Below are 20,614 nucleotides of genomic sequence, written 5' to 3' on the forward strand. Positions count from 1 at the left end.
GTCAAGGCAATGGATTTAATGGGAGCTATTTCTTTACCTTGCCACCGTAACTGCTTGCTTATCTGTTCCGGCTATTAATCTGCTCACCAGCGCCATGGGGGAAACGTCCCCACCCAGCAGGGTCGACAGACGCTCAGGCAATGTCCGCTGTTGTTCATTGACGGCCAGTTCCGCAAAGGTGGCTTCGGGGGACAGCAAACTGTATTTAAGCAGGTAAGTGGCCAAACTGTCGGTCAGCAGCCTGTCATAGTAAGCCGGGCCTTCGCTGATAAGGCCGGTAAACTGGTGAGCGAACGCCGCCGGCAGCGGTTGGCGGCTATCAAAGGGATTCAGCAGTGGGGCCAGGTAGCGGTCATTGCTGCCGTCGCTGCCATAAAACAACAGGGCCTCAATGGCGCGGAAACGATGGAGTGCGCGCTGGTAATTGGTGGCCAGCTGAACCCGCTCGTCCGGCTCATCCCCCAGTTCCCGGAGCAACCAGTTTGTTAACCAGGCACTTGGCAAGCGGGCAAGATCGCTCTCTTCACCACCGCGATTGAGCAGGTAATGTTTGCCTCCGGCGGCGAACAATTCCAGGCACTCGGCAATGGCCCTTATCAAGGCCGCTTTCTTGCTGTAACCCGCGACGCCTGCCGGAGCCGTCAGCTGTCCCTGGGCAAACTGGTGACCCACAACCGGTATGCGCAGCGGCGAGAAGCGGATTGCATTTCCCTCCCGCCAAACGAGATCCCCCAACAGCCGCGGGCCATGCCAAAAGCGGATAACATTTCCCTGCAGCCACTCGGTGCGGATCCCAAGCTTGCCAAGCACTTTGCCTATGCTGTCCAGTTCACGTTCCAGGGGCACGGGCTCGGCCTTGGTGGACTGACTGGCGGCAAGATCTCTGGCGATATTCCAGGGAGCGGGCTGAGGCTTGTCCCCAAGACCGGTAAGAAATGCCATGGCGACAGCGGGCTGTTTCAAATAGCTGCGTGCCAAACTCAGGCTGGCGTAGTCAGAATAGCCCAGACGCCGGGCCTCCCGCTGTCGCAATGCCCTGATTTCGGTAAGCGCCATGGCGGCCAGGGTATTGTGCCTTTCCTGATAAGCAGACCAGGCCTGATAGCGGCATTGTTCATCGGTCTGCTTCAGCAGGTACCTCGCCATACGCTTGTCTATGGAGGGAGAGATTTCGCCGTTGGTCTCGGGGAGCTGACATGCCTGATCGCTAATTTCCAGCTGGTAATCCTGACGGGCCAGCGCTTGCCGGAATCCGGCCTCGGCCAGGTGCAAGCGGACCTTGTCGTCCTCTGGCATGGGCGCCAGTGGCGCAACGCCCTGCAAGCGTCTGGCCAGAGCGGAGGACGGGCTAGTATCGCCGAGCGCGTTGAGCAATTGAGAAAAGGCTGCAGTGCCGGTCAGTTTTGCAAATTCATCGGCAAGATGCAGCTGACAGCCAAGCAGTGCCTGATGGCCTTCGGCGGCCAAAGGTTGTTGCCGGTAAAACTCCACCTGATCCAGCACGTTGTGCATACCCAGGGTGGTGCGCTCCCAGGTGGCTGCCAGTTGTTCACTGTCCTGGTCCTTAAGCTCCGGCAGTGACAAACTGATGGTTAAACATTGCTGGCTCAGCAGGGCGACGGGATCCAACCCCGGCGCTGAGTCATTGGCCCCAGCTTGGGCCAGCGGCAGACTAAGGCCGAGCAGCAGTGCTGAAATGCTGTTTCGCATAACGGACCCTGTCTTCCACTGACATGCGGCAATTGCCGAGGGATTCTATGTGTTTCAGGCGCGGCAATATGCCCTGACCATTGGCGATTTGAATCGACAGCCCGGGACGGGCATTGAGCTCGAGCAGCAGGGGACCGCGGCGGGAATCCAGCACCATATCGGTACCCAAATAGCCCAGTTCGCACATTTCATAGGCACTGGCGGCCGTTTGCAACAACACGTCCCAGTGGGGCACCTGAATGTCGGTCAGTATATGATCCGTGTCCGGATGGCGTTCTATGGGCTTGTTGAATTGCACCGCCCGCAGTCCCTTGCCGGTGGCGATATCCAGACCGACACCGACGGCGCCCTGGTGCAGGTTGGCCTTGCCATCAGAGGCGGCGGTCGACAGGCGCAACATGCCCATCACGGGGAAGCCCTTGAAAACGATCAGACGTATGTCCGGTACGCCTTCATAGCTGTAGCCTTCGAACACGGGATCAAACTCGATAAGCCCTTCCACCAAAGCCACGTCCGGCTTGCCACCGAGGGAAAACAGACCGCTGAGAATATTGGAGACATGTCTGTCGATGTCGGACGGGGTGATCTCGGCGCCGCTGGGTTTGAAATAGCGCCCCTGTTCCACCTTGGTGATCACCAGTATGCCCTTGCCACCCGAGCCCTTGGCGGGTTTGATAACAAAGCTCCCAAGGCCATCGACCATTTCCGGTATTTCGCTGATTTCGTGCTGCTCACGTACCACGCCAATCAGTGCCGGCACGGCCATATCGTTGGCCAGTGCCAATTGCTTGGTCATGAGTTTGTCGTCCACCCGCTTGTAAAACTTACGGGGGTTATAGCGCCCTATATAGTCGATATTGCGCTTGTTCATGTTCAGCACACCGGCGCGGCGCAGTTCCCAGGGCCAGGCAAAGTTCATCTTATTCTCCCGCGAGCGGCTTGAAGCGCTTCAATTCCAACAGGCGGTAGCCCGTGTACTGGCCCATGAGCATCACCAAGGCCAGGATCACCAGGTGAATTCCCAGGAAGTTAAACACCCAATGCTGGACCCAGGCCGCGCTCATGGCGAGGTAGGCCAGGGTTGCTACCGCCAGGCTGCCGCCACCTTGCAGCAGAACTTCCTTTGGTCCTTCCTCTTCCCACAGAATAGACATACGTTCTATGGTCCAGGCCAGAATGATCATCGGGAAGAAGGTGATGGTCAGCCCCTCGCTGAGGCCGAATTTGTAGGCCAGCAGGGTGAACACCCCTATGATGGCGATGACCACTATGATCACCGCCGAAATTCGCGAGATCAGCAATAGATTCAGGTGCGACAGGTAGGAGCGGATCATCAGACCGAAGGAGACTATCAATAAAAAGCCAATCAGGCCGGTGAGGAGCGTTGTCTGGATAAAGGCTAGGGCAATCAGCACAGGCATAAAGGTGCCCGAGGTTTTTATCCCCACAATGACCCGCAAAAATACCACCACCAGCACCCCTATGGGGATAAGGAGTATCCCCTTGAACAGGCTTTGCTCCTCCAGCGGCAGCTGGTAGAGAGAGAAGTCCATGCCTGATTCGTTGCTGAGCATTTCCATAGAGGTGGCGAGCGCGGGGCGGGTATCTTCCAACATGGAAAAACTGACCTGGGAATTGCTGCCGCCAATGACATCCAGCACAGACTCGCCCTGGCGGGCCCACAGCAGCAGTCTGGCATTTCGACCTTCCTTGCCGTTGGCGGGATCAAACAGGTGCCATTTTCCGCCGGCATACACCTCAACCATGGCAATCAGACTTTGGTTCCGGCGCTGATCTTCCAATCTCAGACCATCAACCTCCCGTGCCGGCACCCCTCTGCTGTGCAGCAGGGCCATAAACGCCTGGGGGGCGGTGTGATTGCCGAGCAGCAGCGCCATATTCTGACTCGGATTGGCGGCGCTGATGGATTTGAGCAGCTGTCTGGCAAAACCCAGATCGCTGCCGCTTTGACTCCAGGCTTCTGCAATGATTTGCTCGGCAGCACCCATTTCCGTCGCCGGCCATTGCCAGGGCGCCGGTGGCGGCGGTGCGTCGGCTTCCAGTGCCTGGTGATGGCCCGTGGGCAGCAGCACCACCTTATAGTAGAGATCCTGACGTCCGACCGCATGACGTTTGGACCAAAGGGCTCGGCGCTCGCCATCCTGCTCGGTCAGCGACAGGCCGTAACCCGGCGAGGTGGTATTTTCCACCAGTATTTCAAAGGCGGGATCCTTGGGCAGTGCCAGCGACACTTCGGTTGGTCCGCCCTTGGCGTTAAAGCTGACTTTGGCATCGACGGCCCAGGTTTGTACCTGCTCGCCGGGCAGAAAAGGCACCCTGTGTTCCAGCCCCCGATAGATGCTGCTGGCCAAGCCTACCAGCATCAGTACGGCGACCAGGATATAAAAAGGCTTACGTGAGTGCATGGCGGATCCTTGTGTGCATGGGAGCTGAGCCCCGTTCGACCGACACCCGGAGTAATCGGTCGTGACAAGCTTATAAACCGTGAATTATTTACCGTGAATGAAACTCTGGCTGACGTCAACGACGGCAATGTCTTTCATAAACTGACGGCCAAGCAACAGAGGATATTCCAGATGGCTGCGATCGGTCAGATTGAGATCGGTTTCGGCACTGTATTTGCCAATCTTGAGATGGGCATGGATCACCGGCCGCCGTTCGTCATTGCCTTCGGCATCCAGCTTGATGCGTACAAAGCGGGCGACCTTGGCCTCAAAGCTCGAAGGCGGCTTGTCTTCACCCTGGAGGAAGACATCGAAGCGCACCCATTTGCGGCCATCGCGCTCGAACACCAAAATATTGCGCGCATCCAGGGATGAGGACTCGGCGCCCGTGTCGATGCGGGTGGGGAAACGGGTTTTGAGTTCATCAACCCGCACCATCTCCACTTCACCCAGCACAAATTTATCGCTCAGGGGCGAAGCTTCACAGGTCTCGGGCGACGGAACCACCTCAGGAAGTGGCTGGGGTTCCTGCTTCAGGCTTTCCTGCAGTTTATCCAGTTGTTTGTGAATGGCGCTGAGGCTGTGGCGAGCCTGGGCCTGTTCGGCACTGATGGCGTTGATAATACTGCTTTGGGTCTGGGCCAGTTGTTCGCTCAGTTGCTGATTATCTATCAGTTGCTGCTTATCTGTAGGTATCGGCCCCTGGGGCTGCTCCTTTGGGGTGCCGGCGCAGGCCGTGAGGCCCGCGAGCATAATGAAAACTATTGATTGACGCATCTCGCTGTCCTTTGGTTTATTCGCGCCCGGGCTCCTTGAGGGGATCCTTGACTGCGATAAAAGTGGCCCTTAAGGGCGCGGGATATCCTTCGACTGTTCTGTTGATGTCCTTGGGATCCAGGTAATCCACCAGGGACTCGTTCTGCATCCAGCTGGTGCTGCGCTGCTCCGCCAGGGAGGTCACATCCAGATTAACGCAGCGTACTTCACCAAAGCCGCACTTTTCCAGCCACAGGCTGAGGGCGGCGACTGAAGGCAGGAACCAGACGTTGTTCATCTTGCCATATCTGTCTCTGGGGACAAGTACCGTGTTTTCATCACCTTCCACCACCAAAGTTTCCAGCACCAGCTCACCGCCGGCACGGAGTTGTGCCGCAAGTTGCAACAGGTGATCTATGGGGGAGCGCCTGTGATACAGCACGCCCATGGAAAATACCGTATCAAAGGCATCCAGGGGGGGGAGTTCTTCAATGCCCAGCGGCAGCAGGTGGATGGGCAACTCGGGGTCGACCAAACGCTTGATGGCCTCGAACTGGCACAAAAACAGAGACGATGGATCTATACCCACCACGCGTTTGGCGCCTGCGCCCAACATACGCCACATGTGGTAGCCGCTGCCGCAGCCCACATCCAGCACGGTCCGGTTGGTCAGTGGGCTGATATGGGGGCTGACCCTGTCCCACTTCCAGTCGCTGCGCCATTCGGTGTCGATATGAATGCCGTGGACAAAAAACGGCCCCTTACGCCAGGGAGACAGGATCCGCAGCAGGTTCTCCAACTTTTCCTGCTCACCGGCACTGAGCTGCTGACCCGTGCCTATGGTGACACTGTCTTTGAGATCTAGGGTATCGGGCGCCGGGTAATGCAGCTTGTTGAGCACCTTTTCCCATTTGGGCAGGTTGCCGTGTTTATGTTGACGCTGCCATTCGCCGAGAATGGCCGGCAGGGATTCCAGCCAATGCTGTAAATTGGAATCGGCGATTTGACGATAAAAGGAACTGAAGCTGATCACTTGATGGCTACCATGGATACGAAATTAAAACACTGGAACCAGGGTTCCACCTGTGAGAAACCGGCGTTGGCCAGGCGTTGCCTGTGAACGGCCAGGGTGTCGGGTACCAGCACATTTTCGATGGCACTGCGTTTCTGGCTGATCTCTAGTTCGCTGTAGCCGTTGGCCCGCTTGAAATCCAGATGCTGTTCATCGAGCAATGACTGAATGGCCTGATCTTCAAAACGCAGCTTTTCCGACAACACCAACACACCGCCGGGATTGAGGCCCTGCCAGATGGTCCGCATCAGGGTATCCCTGTCTTCGGGGGGCAAAAATTGCAGGGTGAAGTTGAGCACCACCATGGAGGCGTTTTCTATCTTTACCTGACGAATGTCGCACAGCTGCAGATCCACTTGGGTATCGCTGACATAGGCATCCAGATGTTCCCGGCAGCGGCTGAGCATGGGTTCGCTGTTGTCAATGGCTATGATGCGGCAGCCGCGGCCTTCGATTTGGCGTCTGATGCTCAGGGTGGCGGCGCCCAATGAACAACCCAGATCGTAAATCTGGCTGCCCGGCGTGGCAAAGCGGCGGGCAAAGTCGCCTATGGTGTTGATGATTTGCCCGTAGCCTGGAACAGAGCGACGAATCATGTCGCTGAACACACCGGCGACCCGGCTGTCAAACTGAAAGTTGCCCTGATGTTCACCGGGCTGGGCAAAGAGGTTGTCCAAAGAGCTGTTCATTGAAATGTTTCACTGGCAATACGGCCTGTTATTTTAACGAATGGCTTTTCCGAGCAGCAAGTCTTGTGCTGGTAATTGCAGGTTTTTTTTTGTCTAATATGGGCTTGGATAACATCAGATTTACAGTTTTTTGACCTTGGGGCGGATCTTGAAGGCATTTTTAAGCGCATTTCTGGTTTTATTGGCCTGCAGTTTTTCCACCCTGGCGGCGCCGGCACAGCCGGAGCGTCAGCCGCTGATCATGGTGATGGGGGAAGACAGTTTTCCATTTCAATTCCTCGATGACGAAGGGCAACCCGCGGGATTGCTGGTGGATTTCTGGCGTGAGTGGGGCCGGATAACAGGTCAGCCGCTGGTGTTTGTGGCCAGACATTGGCAGGACTCCCTCGACCAACTCGCCAAGGGCAAGGCCGATATCCATATCGGCATGGCGCAAACCCCGCAGCGGCAAGCCCTGTTTGACTTTATCACGCCGGTTTCCGAGGTGAACACCTACCTTTACCTGCATCAGGAATTGACCGCCCGCAAGCAACTCAATCAGTTATTGCCGTTTCAGATTGGCATAGTCAGCGGTTCGTCCCACGAGCCTGAACTCAAGGCCCAGGTGCCCGGATTGCAATTCCGCTATTTCCCCAGCCGGGAAGACTTGCTCGGTGCCGCGCTGGCCGGTGAATTGGCCGTGTTTGCGGGCATGGACGGCTATTTGCGCGATCAGCAACAGCAAGAGCAGTTAATGACCCTGTTCCCGGTCGCCAACCGTTTGTTGATTAAGCAGACCAAGATCCATCCGGCGATTAACCAGCAAAAGCCACAGTTAAAGAAGCTGATAGAAGATGGCATCGCCGCCATGAATCCGGATTTTATCCGCATTAATGAACGGCGTTGGCTCGGTTTTCAACGGCATCAGGCGGGCCTTGCCATCGCCATGCAGGTGGGCGTGGAACCCTTTGTCGACATAGGTCTGGATGGTCAGCCCCATGGCTTATATGTGGACATGTGGCGGCTGTGGTCGCAAAAGACCGGCATTGGGATCAACTTTATCCCCGGTGACATGAATCGCAGCCTGGAAGATGTGCGCCGTGGCGTGGCAGATGCCCATATAGGTTATCCCGAGAGCGATGAGATGCGCACCGGGTTGGAGCGTGCCGCCCACCTTTATACCGTCAAGAGTCGGCTGTTCATGTATCAGAAAGAGCTGGGGTCCGAGCAGCAACTGGCCGGCCAGCGTATCGGCGTGGTGCCCACGGCGCCTTATCTTGTCGAACTCAAACAACGCCTGCCCAATACCTCGTTGCGCTTCTATGACTCCATGGCCGCCATGGTGGAAGGGGCCCGCAAGGGGGATATTGCCGGATTCGTCGCGGCCGCCGCCTGGACCCAGCACAGTCTGCTGCAGAGCAAGCGCTGGTCCGAGTTTTACCAGTACCCCGACATGGAGTTCAACACCGAAATCTATGTGCTGACCCGCAAGGAAGATCCGGGCCTGACCCAAAGAATCGCCAGAGGATTCCAGAGTCTGGGCTGGCAGGAAAAATCCGCGGTGGAGCACAAATGGATGCTCAACAGCCAGGATCACGTCTTCGGTGTTGAAAAACAGCAGTTACCCCTCAGCAGCGATGACAGGGACATGCTGGCCAAACTGCCGGAACTCAGAATGGGCTATCTGGCCGATTGGCCGCCGATGGAATTCCAGGATGAGAAGGGCCAGTTTGCAGGGATAAACAGCGACATCGCCAAGCGTTTTGAAGCCCAGCTGGGGATTAAGATAAAACCCGTGATGTTCAAAGAATGGCATTCCCTGTTCGATGCCCTGCGCCGCGGTGAGGTGGATATGGCCGGCAGCGTGGCCAAAATGCCGGAGCGGGAAGGGAGTTTGCTCTATACCGATCCCTACTGGCCATCGCCCTGGGCCCTGGTGAGTCCGGTGCAGCAGGTGTCAGTATTCAACCTTGACCAACTGGCGGGACAGCGTCTGGCTGTGGTTGAAGGCTACCAGCTGGTGGCCAGGCTGACCGCCGAGCAGCCCGGGATCCGCCTGGTATTGGTGCCCGATACCCGAGCCGGTCTGGATGCGGTGCAGGCCGGCAAGGCCGATGTGTTTATCGACAAGGTGGTGACCCTGGCTTCGGCCCTCAGAAGCAGTGAATACTCCCAGCTTAAAATGTCGTTGTTGGCGGATTTGGCGGAGCAGAAGAGTCATGTTGGGGTTGCCCTAGGCTTTGAGCCCCTGGTGCCCCTGCTCAATGCGTCCCTTGCCACCCTGGATAAGGCCACCCAACAAAGGATCCACGATCGCTGGGTGCCGCTGACCATAGACACGGGAGCCGCCCGCTACCAGCGCTGGCTGCAGATTTTCCTGGTGGCAGGGGCCGTGCTGCTGCTGATTACCGTCGCCGTGGTGATAGTCAATCGCCGTCTCAATCGTGAAGTGGAGGCCAGGCAAAAGGCCGAGGCCCGCATTGCCCACCTGGCGAGCCACGACAATCTGACCAAGTTGCCCAATCGCTCCCTGCTGGATGACAGGCTGAATCAGGCCCTGTTGCAACATGGTCGCGAGCAGCAGCGTTTTGCGCTGATGTTTCTCGACCTCGATGGCTTCAAGGACGTCAACGACAGCTTTGGGCACGCCGAAGGCGACAAGTTGTTGGTGAAGGTGGCACAAATTCTGAGCGAGACCATCCGCAAGTCAGATACAGTTGCCCGCTTTGGCGGCGACGAGTTTGTGATTTTGCTCAATCGAATCACGGATTTGGACAGCGTCTGTGAGGTGGCAGAGAATCTGGTGGCCAGACTCGCCAAACCCATAACCTTGGGAAATCGACAGGTGCAGATATCGGTCAGCCTGGGGCTGGCCCTGTATCCCGAGGACGGTGACAATGCCATCAGTCTGATGCAGAAAGCGGACAAGCTGATGTACCACGCCAAACGCAGTGGCGGCAACGGCTACCGGGTTGGCTAGTGGTGTAAATTTATCCAGTTGACGGGCCGACGCTGGTTATTACAAATACTTTGCTGGATACTTCACCGACCAAGTGTGAAGTGCTTTGGTTAGCGGCATTATTTCTCTATAATGCCGCCTTATTTTGAGTTGGATTTTCCATCGCAGCGGTGCAGGAATAAAGGAAAAATCGAGATGCGCAGTCATTATTGTGGAGACGTCAACAAGTCTCACGTCGGGCAAGAAGTCACTCTGGTCGGTTGGGTCAACCGCAGCCGGGATTTGGGTGGCGTAGTATTTCTGGATCTGCGTGACCGCGAAGGTCTGATCCAGGTGGTCTATGATCCGGACCTGCCCGAAGTGTTCGACGTTGCCAGCACACTGCGCGCCGAGTTCTGTGTTCAGGTCAAAGGCATAGTCCGTGCCCGTCCCGACAGCCAGGTCAACAGCCAGATGAAGACCGGTGAAATCGAGGTATTGGGCAAGCAGCTGACCATAATCAACGCCGCCGATCCGCTGCCACTGAGCCTGGACAATCACCAGCACAACAGCGAAGAGCAGCGCCTCAAGTACCGTTACCTCGACCTGCGCCGTCCCGAGATGGCCCAGCGCCTGATTTTCCGCGCCAAGGTCACCAGTGCCGTACGACGCTTCATGGACAGCAACGGTTTCCTCGACATTGAAACCCCAATCCTGACCAAGGCCACCCCTGAAGGCGCCCGTGACTATCTGGTGCCCAGTCGTACCTACAAGGGCCAGTTCTTCGCGTTGCCCCAGTCTCCCCAGCTGTTCAAACAGCTGCTGATGATGTCAGGCTTTGATCGCTATTATCAAATCGTCAAATGCTTCCGCGACGAAGATTTGCGCGCCGACCGTCAGCCCGAATTTACCCAGATAGATATCGAAACCTCCTTCATGACCTCGGATCAGGTGATGGCCAAGACAGAGGAAATGGTCCGTGGTCTGTTCCTGGAACTGCTGAACGTGGATCTGGGCGTGTTCCCCAGGATGACCTGGGACGAAGCCATGCGCCGCTTCGGCTCCGACAAGCCGGATCTGCGTAACCCGCTGGAACTGGTGGATGTGGCCGACCTGCTGAAAGCCGTGGATTTCGCCGTGTTCAGCACCCCCGCCAACGACGAGGAAGGCCGGGTGGCCGCCCTGCGTATCCCCGGTGGTGCCGCCCTGTCTCGCAAACAGATAGACGACTACACCAAGTTCGTCGGCATCTACGGTGCCAAGGGCCTGGCCTGGATGAAGATAAACGAACTGAGTGCCGGTCTTGACGGCATTCAGTCACCGGTGGCCAAGTTCCTCAATGAAGCCATCATCAATGAAATCATCAGCCGCACCGGCGCCACCGACGGCGACATCATCTTCTTCGGTGCCGACAAGGCCAACGTAGTGGCCGAGTCCATCGGCGCACTGCGTCTCAAGGCCGGTGAAGACTTCAATCTGCTTGAGGGCGAGTGGCGTCCGCTGTGGGTGGTGGATTTCCCCATGTTCGAAAAGGCCGATGGTCGTTTCCATGCGGTACACCATCCCTTCACCGCGCCAAGTGGCGTGAGTGCGGCCGAGCTGGAAGCCAATCCGGGCAAGGCCGTGTCCGATGCCTACGACATGGTGCTCAACGGTTGCGAACTGGGTGGCGGTTCCGTGCGTATCCACAACCAGGAAATGCAGTCCACTGTATTCCGCATCCTGGGCATCGAAGATGAGGAAGCCAAAGAGAAGTTCGGCTTCCTGCTGGAAGCGTTGCGCTTCGGCACCCCACCACACGCCGGTCTGGCCTTTGGCCTTGACCGTCTGGTGATGCTAATGACAGGCGCCAGCTCCATCCGTGACGTGATGGCCTTCCCCAAAACCACCACGGCGGCCTGTCCGCTGACCAATGCGCCCGGGTTTGCCAACCCGCAGCAGCTGGCGGAACTGGGTGTCTCGGTGGCTGAAAAGCCCAAGGCATAAACCAAGCAAATTGCAATAAAATACCGGGGCTTAAGCCTCGGTATGTTTTTTATCGGCATGGCCGGTAGTAAGGAGTCAAACTATGGCAGGTCACAGTAAGTGGGCCAACATCAAACATCGCAAGGCGGCCCAGGATGCCAAGCGTGGCAAACTCTTTACCAAGCTCATTCGTGAGTTGGTGGTTTCAGCCCGTGAGGGCGGTCCGGATCCCGACTCCAACCCGCGCCTGCGTGCCGCCATCGACAAGGCCCTGTCCGGCAACATGACCCGCGACACGGTCGAGCGCGCGGTCAAACGCGGCTCGGGCGAGCTCGACGGCGACAACCTGGAAACCATCATCTACGAAGGCTACGGCCCGGGTGGCACCGCCGTGATGGTGGAATGCATGACGGATAACCGCAATCGCACTGTGACCGGGGTGCGCAATGCCTTCAACAAGTCCGGTGGCAACCTGGGCACAGACGGCTCAGTGGCTTACCTGTTCACCAAACGGGGCGTCATCAGCTATGAGCCCGGTGTCGATGAAGATGCCCTTATGGATGCCGCGCTGGAAGGCGGCGCCGAGGATGTTATCAGCCACGAAGACGGCTCTGTGGACGTGTACACCGCCCCGGCGGAATTCGGTGCCGTTAAGGATGCCCTCGATGGCGCCGGTTTTGTTGCCGTCAACGCCGAAGTGACCATGGTGCCTTCCACCCAAGCGACCCTGGATGCCGACACAGCACCCAAGTTTTTGCGTTTGATTGACACCCTGGAAGATCATGACGACGTGCAGGAGGTGTATCACAACGCCGACATTCCTGACGACGTGATGGAAGGTCTGGAATAACTCACCATGGCCATAATTCTCGGGGTTGACCCGGGCTCCAGGATCACGGGTTACGGCATTATCCAGTGCCAGGGGCGACACCAGCAGTACCTCGGCAGTGGTTGCATCCGCACCCAGTCCGAGGACTTGCCCCTGAGGCTCAAGCAGATTTTCGATGGGTTGACTGAGATCATTCGCCAATACCAACCGACGGAATTTGCCATAGAGCGGGTGTTCCTGGCCAAGAATGCCGATTCGGCCCTGAAGCTGGGCCAGGCCCGCGGTGCCGCCATAGTGGCAGCGACAGTGGCTGGTTTGCCTGTATCCGAGTACAGCGCGACCCAGATTAAAAGTGCCGTGGTCGGCACGGGCAGGGCCCAGAAGGCCCAGGTGCAGCACATGATCCAGCAGCTGCTGAAACTGCCCGCCGCGCCCCAGGCCGATGCGGCCGATGCGCTGGGGGTGGCCATGTGTCACTATCATACCTGCCAGAGCCTGGTGGCCCTTGGCGGTCAGGCCCGCAGCAGAAGTTACGGAAGATACAGATGATTGGAAGATTGAAAGGCATATTGGTTGAGAAGCAGGCCCCCGAGGTATTGCTGGACGTCCACGGTGTGGGTTACGAGCTGCAAATGCCACTGACCAGTTTTTACGAACTGCCGGCTATCGGCGAAGAGGCGCTGATCTACACCCATTTTGTGGTGCGTGAAGATGCCCAGCTGTTGTATGGTTTTATCACCAAGCAGGAACGCTCCCTGTTCCGCCTGCTGATCAAGGCCAACGGCGTCGGTCCCAAGCTGGCACTGACCATATTATCCGGCATGACGGCCCAGGAGTTTGTCGGTTGTGTCGAGCGCGACGATATTGCCACCCTGGTGAAACTGCCCGGCGTCGGCAAAAAGACCGCCGAGCGCTTGCTGGTTGAAATGCGTGACAAGCTCAAGAGCCTGATGGAAGCCTCCATGGGCTCGGAGCGGGAATTTGTGCTGCAGTCCAACTTCACCCCGGCGGTGGAAGAAAGCAGCGCCGAAGAAGATGCCATTGCCGCCTTGTTGGCTTTGGGCTACAAACCACCCCAGGCAAGCAAGGCCGTATCGGCGGCTTACCGTGAGGGTATGGACTCAGAGACGCTGATTAAAGCCGCGCTCAAATCTATGCTGTGATGCTTGCTGTAAGGCATGCAATGAGGAAATTGGATGATAGAGGCTGACAGACTGATCCAACCCCAGCTTCAGGGCCAGGACGAAGTCATAGACAGGGCGATGCGCCCCAAGCTGCTGGACGAGTATACCGGCCAGGACGAGACCCGGGCCCAGCTCAAGGTCTTTATCCAGGCGGCGAAGAATCGCGGCGAAGCCCTCGACCATATGCTGATCTACGGCCCACCGGGTCTGGGTAAAACTACCCTGGCCATGATAGTGGCCAACGAGATGGGGGTGAACATCAAGTCCACCTCCGGGCCCGTGCTGGAAAAGGCCGGCGATCTGGCGGCGCTGCTGACCAATCTTGAGCCCGGTGATGTGCTGTTCATCGATGAAATACACAGGCTCAGCCCCGTGGTGGAAGAAATCCTTTATCCGGCCATGGAAGACTATCAGTTGGATATCATGATAGGCGAGGGGCCTGCGGCCCGCTCCATCAAGCTGGATCTGCCGCCTTTCACCCTGGTGGGTGCCACCACCCGTGCCGGCTCACTGACCTCGCCGCTGAGGGCCAGATTCGGGATCCCGCTGCGACTGGAGTTCTATAACGTCAAAGATCTCAGCTCGATAGTGGCACGCTCGGCCAAGGTGATGGAAGTGCCCATGGACGAGGAGGGCGCCCATGAGATCGCCCGCCGCTCCCGCGGCACGCCGCGTATCGCCAACCGTTTGCTGCGCCGGGTGCGCGATTATGCCGAAGTGCGCCATGACGGGGTGATAACCGCGACCGTGGCCCAGCAGGCGTTGGATCTGCTGGATGTGGATGCCGAAGGCTTCGATTACATGGACAGAAAGCTGCTACTGGCCATCATTGACAAGTTTATGGGCGGGCCCGTGGGCCTGGACAACCTGGCGGCAGCCATAGGTGAAGAGCGCGAAACCATAGAAGATGTGCTCGAGCCCTTCCTTATCCAGCAGGGTTTTATTCAGCGTACCCCCAGGGGACGGATAGCGACGGCCAGGGCCTATGGTCATTTCGATATTATTAAACCCGACTGATTAAATCCTTATCAATAAAAAAGGAGGCTTAGGCCTCCTTTTTTATTAATCAATATTTAAATAACGCTTGTTATTTAATCAAATTAACAAAGTTCTTTCCAGCCTATCTTTATATGTCAGTGTCGTCGTTCTGGCTGCTCATTAATAATGCAATTGTTAATATTAAGTATATTCCTGGGCGATTTATCAGCGCATGGGCTGGCAGGGTGATTGAATGTTTATGCGCTCGGACATGGTCGTATCGACGCAGGTTTCGGCCCGGGGACGCGTTACAAATTTTAACGGATCCCGTCATGTATGTACTTCTGCCCGCGATCCGGACCCGAATCAATGGCAGATTTATGACGTAGAGCACAATTTAAGTGTGATCAAGATCACAAAAAGCCGCTTTACAGTGTTAAATGCGGATAGGGTCGCGGCAGGGCATCCCCCGAAAAAGATGGCTTTAAAAATGCTGAAAAATTGAAATATTCCAGCTAAATATGCTGGCAGCAGAATAAAACAAATAAATGCGAAACATATAAGAAACACAAATAACACATTAATTCCCTATGTGTTAAAAATTGGGAGATTGACGATTAGGAGTTGAAAATTCAGTATCTGGAACGCGCCAAAAAGCTCTATTCATATAAGGCGCATTAAATATTCCAGGGAGAATGTAAATGTTTACAAAAAACAGAATCGCCCAATCTGTAAAGCTTGCGGTTATGGCTTCTTTGTCTGTGGGTGCCACAGCTGCCATGGCCGAAGAAGCGGCCGGCGCTAAAGTTGAACGTATCGCTGTAACCGGTTCACGTATCCAACGTCAGGATATGGAGACCGCCTCTCCAGTTACAGTGATCAGCGCCGAGTCCATCCGCGCCGAAGGTTACACTTCTGTCGATCAAATGCTGCAAACCCAGACTTCCATGGCCGGTGCTGCCGTGGGTTCTACCACCAACAACGGCTCTGACGGTGTGGCCCAGGTGGATCTGCGCGGTATGGGTGCCCAGCGCACTCTGGTACTGCTGAATGGTCGCCGTATGGTGAACTCAGGCTCAGGTGCCGACAGCGCCGTGGATCTGAACTCCATCCCGGTAGCCATGATCGCCCGCGTTGAAATCCTCAAAGACGGCGCCTCAGCCGTATACGGCTCTGACGCCATCGCCGGTGTGGTCAACATCATCACCAAGAAAGACTTCGACGGCTTCCAGTTCGATCTGAACGGCAGCGGCACCGACAAGGGTGACGGCGAAACAGGTGAACTGAGCGCCCTGTACGGTTTCAACACCGAAAACGGTGGCAACTACACCTTCGGTGCTGCCTACTCCGAGCGCCGTGGTGTTATCCAGGCCGACCGCAGCTGGACCGAAGCCGGTGGCAGTTCTTACGTTCCCCAGGGTGGTCTTCTGGGTAACAAGTTTGACGCAGATGGCGATGTAATACTGGATGATGAAGGCAAGCCCAAAAAGCAAGTAAAAGTCGTGGACAATGGTGTTTGGGGTCCATTGCAGCAGGGTTATGACTATACCCAGGACAGTTGGTATCAGACTCCAAGCAAGCGTTACAGCCTGTTTGCCAACATGGTGCAGGAACTGTCCGATGACTTGGTGCTGAACGGCGACGTGCTGTACACCAAGCGTAAGTCAGATCAACAAATGGCCCCTCAACCGGCTTCCGTAATGCTGGATGTTTGTGGTGAGCCAAAAGCTGACGCTATCCGTTGTGTGACCCTGGATCAGGCCATGCTTGATGGCGGTATCGTAGCGGACGACACAGGCCGTGTTGAATACCGTCGTCGTACCAATGATGTGGGTCCACGTGTCTACAACCAGGATACTGATACGCTGCGTGCCTCAGTTGCTCTGCAGGGCAGCCTGGATGCCGGCACCGGCATGACCTGGGATCTGTCCTACACCTATGGCAAGAACAAGGCCGACACCTGGGTTGAAAACTCCATCAATGCCCTGCATACCGCCAATGCCGTGTATGCCAACCAGGATGCCTTCTTCAGTGGCGCACCGCTGACCCAGGACATTATTAACGAAATCAGCTACCTGGAAGAAACCACCGGTGGCAACGAGCAAAACATTGTCTCCGGTGTACTGAGCGGTGAACTGTTCGATCTCGATGCCGGAGCCGTGGGCTTTGCCATCGGTGCCGAATACCGTCGCGACAGCGGCTATTACAACCCGGATCCTGTGATCGTGCGTGGTGAGGGTACCGCTGCCCAGCAGGACCCAACCAAGGGTGCTTACGACGTTATCTCCATCTACGAAGAAGTCAGTGTGCCTTTCAGCGACAAGCTGACCGGCGAATTTGCCCTGCGCTTCGATGATTACTCCACCTTCGGCAAGGCGACCACCTGGAAAGTGGGTCTGACCTACGTTGCCAACGACCAGCTGATGCTGCGTACCGTGGCGGCCACAGGTTTCCGCGCCCCCAACGTGTCAGAGCTTTACGGTGGTAACACCCAGTCCTTCGATTACCTGGTCGATCCCTGGGGTAAAGAACTGGATCAACAGATCAAGGTGAACTACACCTCCGATGCCAACATCCAGCCTGAAGAGTCTGAGTCTTACACCGCAGGTCTGGTGTACTCTCCTGAGTTCATCGATGGCATGTCCATGACCCTGGACTACTGGCGCTTCAAGGTGAGCAACGCCATTACCCGTCTGGATGCCCAGCAAGGTCTGAACGACTGCCACGCCGGCGACGCTGCCGCCTGTGAACTGTTCATGATCACTGCCGAAGGCAACCTGGAGACTTTCACCAACCCGCTGACCAACGTGGGTACTCAGGACACCAGCGGTATCGACTTCAACCTGAGCTACAACTTTGAAGCCCTGGGTCTGGATTGGCACATCAACAACGATCTGACCTATCTGCTGAACTTTGAGCAGGATGGCAACGACTACACCAACACTATCGACGGCAACTTCGGTGGTTACGCCCGCGTTCGTAACAACCTGAGTCTGAAGGCCGGTGCCGAAGATTGGGATCTGATGTACTACAACCGTTTCATCGGTGAAATAGACTACCTGGAAGACGGTTCTGCCGTGGATTCAGTGCTGTACCACAACATAGTGGCCAGCTATCACCTGAACGATGGTCTGAGCATGTCTGTGGGCGTGAAGAACTTCACCGACGTTAAGCCTTCCTACGTTGAGAACGGCAGCGACGGCGGCACAGTACCAGAGGTTTACGACACTATCGGTCGTCAAATCTACGGTAGCGTGACCTACAAGTTCTAAGCTGGAACTTGCTACAGCCAGCCAATAAAAAAGCGCCCTCGGGCGCTTTTTTTATGCTTCTATGTCTAATTGGGATTAACGCTGCACGTAAAGAGTGCCTCGGCAGCGGTCACGTATCGCTTTCATCATCTTCGGCTTCTGATTCGTTTTTTACAGCTCTACGAAATACCGATAACACCTTTGCGAGCCCGAAAAGCAGTACTGCCGGGCCGATACCAAAGCCAGCATAGAAGGAGCCGGTAAATTCTGGCTGTCTTTCAATTAATAGGTTGTACAGAACCCAGACGATTCCAGCACCACCACAAATTATCCCAAGCAAACCAAACACCAAGACCGGCCCGCTAGCGATCAAGCGAACCGCGACTCTGGCGGCCTTTTTTCCTCCGGGGTCCACATCCAGCGCTTGTAATGTATCGGCGCTCATCAACACGAGCAACGGCAGTAACACGACGAATTCGAGAAATAAAAAGTAGCCAACATAGCTATTGGCCAGGCGTCCAATCACAGGAATGAGAATAAGCACGGCCAAAAAGGCTGATGCGATGTACAAGAGGCGTTTGGCATCATGGGGCATAAGTTTTCTCTTGTGATTCAGAACGCCTTGAACAGCGGAAAACGCGAGTGTAGCCGGTGGTTTTCCGCTGATTTAACTTGTTATGTGTGATCACTCTCTTGGGCCAATGAAACTTTTATCGTACGCCTTGTAGACGACCAATTCGCTTGTTTTAACTGATAGCAAAATTTGTACTTCCTTGTCATGTGGAATTTGTTGAAGGTATGGCCTTAGTTTATTCAACGTCTGCCATTGCCCGGTGACTAATCCTTGGTTCTGTCCGAATTCATATTTACTTTCCTGTTCGTACCTTAGAATTAGTATTAAAATACTTGTACAAACAAGTACCCCGGCTATGAATCCGATTATTCCATGCTTCATAGATCGTTCTCTGGCACATAACGCCGCATTTAGCCTTGTCCTCTGCAATGCTTTGTTAAGCCAATTGCTCAATTTTGGTCCAATGGATGCAATTGTTGGGAAGCTGCGCACCTTCTACTCCAATAAGGTAGTCAAGCAAAGATTTAACTCTACTTTTAGCAACCTCATCAGTTCGTATTTTAGTTAATGCATTGTACGGTTTTTCACCGCTAACTTCTTCACCAAAAATCGCTGTTTCAAAGCAGGTTTTACAAGCAACGAGATTCACCTTTTTATCTTCGTCCAGAAGTGTCGCTATCGTATTGTTCATTCCCCAAGCAGGGTTTCTTTTCCCTTTGGTTGTTAGCTCTACGTCAGTATCATGAAGAATAAAAAATGACTTTGAGAACTGTTTTAATACCTTGGCAACTGAAGGAATTATGCCTTTACCTCTAGCCCTAATTATTTGAACATCACTATACTCATCAGGGTAAATTTCCTTAATCATTGAGAATGCGGTGTACTCTGTATCTCCTTCGACAATGATCTGGCGCCCACCAAAGAAAAACTCATGAACATAAGGATCGCAAATATTCATAAGCTTTAAGTTTTTCTTGTCATCATCATCTAGTTTTGCTCTTTCTGGCCTATATAGCGTAGTACTTTTTACTTCGCTATCACTCTCTCGAAAAACTCGAATGATGGTCGTGTTGTCTTTTGAAAGATCAATAAATATTGGCGAATGGGAAGTAATCATTACTTGCCAATTTCCGCTTGCTGGCAGTTCATAAAGAACGGTTCTTGCTTCTCGAATTGCTGATGGATGCAAGCAAATTTCTGGCTCGTCCAATAACAGTACGTGTGGGCGGGAACCTTTTTTATCTTGAGACTCAGAAAGATACTTTAATGTGGCCCACAGCAATGTTCTTCTCGCTCCAGAACCCTGATGCTCAATGGATGAAAAATATCCATTCTCAGGTCCCATTAACAAATCAGCGGTGCTTTTGAAGGGTTGATATGCACTTTCTAAATCAGCTTCTGGTTTGGCATCAAATTTAATCTTATGCTTCGGGAAAAGCTTTCCTAAGTAATCTGATATTTCATTCTCAATGACTTTAATCTCATCTTCAGTTGCTTGAACAACTTTAGTCTGAAGATCTTTTATTTTGTCAAGAACAAGCTCATAGTCAGATTTCTCCTGATCAGGCTCCGATTTTATTTCGGAAAGCTTTTCCTTTAGAAGACTGGTTATCAACTTTGTTATTTCAGCGGCTTGTTTTTCCGGAGTAGCAAAAGCATCAATCCTATGAGGCAGTGGCCGGCGAGAATTCGCAACGTTTGGAGCGCCCCACGGAACCTGATCGTCCCAATCATTTTTCTGAACATCAAAGCCTTGCCTTTTAGGGTCTTTATTTGGGCTGTCCCATGTCCATTTTTCTCGAATTAACCACTCACCTGCTGCGGTAGGATCAAGCCACCTATCTCCAGGTGCATCATTAAATACGATAGTATGGAGCTCAATTGTTGGTAGGTTATCAGCATCAACCTGCCCATTTGGAAAATCATTAATCGTCAATTTTCCATCTTTAGAACCATGCGACATTACGGTCTCATAAGCCCTCAAAATACTACTTTTTCCTACATTGTTAGGTCCAACCAAAACAACAATGTCATCAAGCTCTATCTCTACCTTCTCAGAACCAATTGATCTGAAATTTTGGATTATGAGTTTATGTAATCTTGGCCGAGGTGAGTTTTCATCGTCTCCAGCTAGAGCAATAACTTCATCATTTTTTTTCTTCGCGGCCATGTGATTTCCTTATGGGGTTAACGCCGCGCTCTGCGGCAAATTTTTTTTACTTCA

The 20,614-nt window shown here is 54.6% G+C and carries 15 protein-coding genes; 7 read left to right on the forward strand and 8 right to left on the reverse strand.

Translation table 11 applies throughout. From position 1 onward, the window contains the following. Positions 1-33 precede the first annotated feature (33 nt). The 6 genes from JYB85_RS08530 to cmoA form a co-directional block, all read right to left on the reverse strand. Positions 34-1,710: a M3 family metallopeptidase gene (locus tag JYB85_RS08530; RefSeq protein WP_207381845.1), complete on the reverse strand. Its 1,677-nt coding sequence runs from the start codon at positions 1,708-1,710 to the stop codon at positions 34-36. Next, a complete protein-coding gene (locus JYB85_RS08535; protein ID WP_207381846.1) occupies positions 1,673-2,629 on the reverse strand; it encodes an alpha-L-glutamate ligase-like protein in 957 nt (318 codons plus the stop codon). Before JYB85_RS08535 ends, JYB85_RS08530 begins: the two co-directional genes overlap by 38 nt. Before the next feature lies 1 nt (position 2,630). Further along, a complete protein-coding gene (locus JYB85_RS08540; RefSeq protein ID WP_207381847.1) occupies positions 2,631-4,136 on the reverse strand; it encodes a UUP1 family membrane protein in 1,506 nt (501 codons plus the stop codon). 84 nt (positions 4,137-4,220) lie between these two features. Beyond that, positions 4,221-4,952 (reverse strand): ATP-dependent zinc protease family protein, encoded by a 732-nt coding sequence (locus JYB85_RS08545; RefSeq protein ID WP_228730236.1) that lies wholly within the window; start codon positions 4,950-4,952, stop codon positions 4,221-4,223. Between the two features lie 16 nt (positions 4,953-4,968). Next, on the reverse strand, positions 4,969-5,964 hold the full coding sequence (gene cmoB, locus JYB85_RS08550; RefSeq protein ID WP_207381848.1) for a tRNA 5-methoxyuridine(34)/uridine 5-oxyacetic acid(34) synthase CmoB: 996 nt from the start codon (positions 5,962-5,964) through the stop codon (positions 4,969-4,971). After that, entirely contained in the window at positions 5,961-6,692 is a 732-nt protein-coding gene (gene cmoA / locus JYB85_RS08555) for a carboxy-S-adenosyl-L-methionine synthase CmoA (protein ID WP_207322942.1), read from the reverse strand. Before cmoA ends, cmoB begins: the two co-directional genes overlap by 4 nt. Before the next feature lie 148 nt (positions 6,693-6,840). On the opposite strand from cmoA, the gene JYB85_RS08560 reads away from it, so the two are divergent. From JYB85_RS08560 to JYB85_RS08590, 7 genes are all read left to right on the forward strand, one after another. Further along, positions 6,841-9,651, forward strand: a complete 2,811-nt coding sequence (locus JYB85_RS08560; RefSeq protein WP_228730237.1) for a diguanylate cyclase domain-containing protein — start codon at positions 6,841-6,843, stop codon at positions 9,649-9,651. 174 nt (positions 9,652-9,825) lie between these two features. After that, entirely contained in the window at positions 9,826-11,595 is a 1,770-nt protein-coding gene (gene aspS / locus JYB85_RS08565; RefSeq protein ID WP_207381849.1) for an aspartate--tRNA ligase, read from the forward strand. 82 nt (positions 11,596-11,677) lie between these two features. Continuing rightward, complete coding sequence (locus JYB85_RS08570) at positions 11,678-12,424, forward strand: YebC/PmpR family DNA-binding transcriptional regulator (protein ID WP_207381850.1); 747 nt, start codon at positions 11,678-11,680, stop codon at positions 12,422-12,424. 6 nt (positions 12,425-12,430) lie between these two features. Next, positions 12,431-12,952, forward strand: coding sequence for a crossover junction endodeoxyribonuclease RuvC (ruvC, locus tag JYB85_RS08575; protein WP_207322945.1), 522 nt, complete (start codon positions 12,431-12,433; stop codon positions 12,950-12,952). Further along, positions 12,949-13,566, forward strand: a complete 618-nt coding sequence (gene ruvA, locus JYB85_RS08580; RefSeq protein WP_207322946.1) for a Holliday junction branch migration protein RuvA — start codon at positions 12,949-12,951, stop codon at positions 13,564-13,566. Before ruvC ends, ruvA begins: the two co-directional genes overlap by 4 nt. Before the next feature lie 33 nt (positions 13,567-13,599). Next, complete coding sequence (gene ruvB, locus JYB85_RS08585; RefSeq protein ID WP_207322947.1) at positions 13,600-14,604, forward strand: Holliday junction branch migration DNA helicase RuvB; 1,005 nt, start codon at positions 13,600-13,602, stop codon at positions 14,602-14,604. 662 nt (positions 14,605-15,266) lie between these two features. Continuing rightward, entirely contained in the window at positions 15,267-17,837 is a 2,571-nt protein-coding gene (locus JYB85_RS08590; RefSeq protein WP_207381851.1) for a TonB-dependent receptor plug domain-containing protein, read from the forward strand. 109 nt (positions 17,838-17,946) lie between these two features. Here the strand turns inward: JYB85_RS08590 and JYB85_RS08595 are convergent, their stop codons facing one another. Together JYB85_RS08595 and JYB85_RS08600 are read right to left on the reverse strand one after the other, a co-directional pair. After that, positions 17,947-18,411, reverse strand: a complete 465-nt coding sequence (locus JYB85_RS08595; protein WP_207381852.1) for a hypothetical protein — start codon at positions 18,409-18,411, stop codon at positions 17,947-17,949. A 415-nt stretch (positions 18,412-18,826) separates the two neighbouring features. Beyond that, on the reverse strand, positions 18,827-20,560 hold the full coding sequence (locus JYB85_RS08600) for an ATP-dependent nuclease (RefSeq protein ID WP_207381853.1): 1,734 nt from the start codon (positions 20,558-20,560) through the stop codon (positions 18,827-18,829). Positions 20,561-20,614: the final 54 nt, after the last annotated feature.

The sequence above is a fragment of the Shewanella sedimentimangrovi genome (assembly GCF_017354965.1).
Classification (GTDB): domain Bacteria; phylum Pseudomonadota; class Gammaproteobacteria; order Enterobacterales; family Shewanellaceae; genus Shewanella; species Shewanella cyperi.

Bases quoted from the DNA above. Each gene is read 5' to 3' on its own strand.
- JYB85_RS08530 (WP_207381845.1), bottom strand. From the start codon at position 1,710: ATGCGAAACAGCATTTCAGCACTGCTGCTCGGCCTTAGTCTGCCGCTG.
- JYB85_RS08535 (WP_207381846.1), bottom strand. From the start codon at position 2,629: ATGAACTTTGCCTGGCCCTGGGAACTGCGCCGCGCCGGTGTGCTGAAC.
- JYB85_RS08540 (WP_207381847.1), bottom strand. From the start codon at position 4,136: ATGCACTCACGTAAGCCTTTTTATATCCTGGTCGCCGTACTGATGCTG.
- JYB85_RS08545 (WP_228730236.1), bottom strand. From the start codon at position 4,952: ATGCGTCAATCAATAGTTTTCATTATGCTCGCGGGCCTCACGGCCTGC.
- cmoA (WP_207322942.1), bottom strand. From the start codon at position 6,692: ATGAACAGCTCTTTGGACAACCTCTTTGCCCAGCCCGGTGAACATCAG.
- aspS (WP_207381849.1), top strand. From the start codon at position 9,826: ATGCGCAGTCATTATTGTGGAGACGTCAACAAGTCTCACGTCGGGCAA.
- JYB85_RS08570 (WP_207381850.1), top strand. From the start codon at position 11,678: ATGGCAGGTCACAGTAAGTGGGCCAACATCAAACATCGCAAGGCGGCC.
- ruvC (WP_207322945.1), top strand. From the start codon at position 12,431: ATGGCCATAATTCTCGGGGTTGACCCGGGCTCCAGGATCACGGGTTAC.
- ruvA (WP_207322946.1), top strand. From the start codon at position 12,949: ATGATTGGAAGATTGAAAGGCATATTGGTTGAGAAGCAGGCCCCCGAG.
- ruvB (WP_207322947.1), top strand. From the start codon at position 13,600: ATGATAGAGGCTGACAGACTGATCCAACCCCAGCTTCAGGGCCAGGAC.
- JYB85_RS08590 (WP_207381851.1), top strand. From the start codon at position 15,267: ATGTTTACAAAAAACAGAATCGCCCAATCTGTAAAGCTTGCGGTTATG.
- JYB85_RS08595 (WP_207381852.1), bottom strand. From the start codon at position 18,411: ATGCCCCATGATGCCAAACGCCTCTTGTACATCGCATCAGCCTTTTTG.
- JYB85_RS08600 (WP_207381853.1), bottom strand. From the start codon at position 20,560: ATGGCCGCGAAGAAAAAAAATGATGAAGTTATTGCTCTAGCTGGAGAC.